This is a genomic window from Neisseria sp. P0021.S006, assembly GCF_051956895.1.
In genome coordinates, this window is sequence record NZ_JBQCWZ010001037.1 from 1 (window position 1) to 520 (window position 520).

Consider the following 520-nt stretch of genomic DNA (forward strand, 5'->3'; position numbering starts at 1 on the left):
TAATGCCGTTACAGGCGCGCCTGACGAAATCCGTGAGCAAGTCATGGCAGCGGCGGAAAACACTTTGGCGATTTTTGCCAAAGGCGGCTATTTGGCTTTGGACGAATTTGTTACCACCAATATTCCGAAAGAGCAGCAGGAAAAAATGCAGGGCTATTTCTATTAGATGCTCTATGGCGTGATGAATGCCGCTTTGGAAGATACGATCAGCACATACAATCTGCCGGCTTGGCCGCAAGATGAAAAACGCAACCGCTTCCTGCTGCATGCAATGGATGCTTACACCGGTTTGACCGAATATCCCGCGCCAATGATGCTGCAATTGGAAAGTTTTACCGAAGTACGCTCTTCCGGCCTGCAGATGACCCGTTCACCGGGTGCATTCCTGGTGTATTTGGGTTCGGTATTGCTGGTGTTGGTTACGGTATTTATGTTCTATATTCGTGAAAAACGGGCTTGGCTGCTGTTTTCAGACGGCCGTATCCGTTTTGCCATGTCTTCCAGCCGCAACGAACGCGAC

The 520-nt window shown here is 49.8% G+C and carries 1 pseudogene; it reads left to right on the forward strand.

Features of this window, described 5'->3' with window-relative positions:
- Window positions 1-520 (forward strand): annotated as a pseudogene (locus ACTHUM_RS18585) (cytochrome c biogenesis protein ResB); the annotation flags it as partial.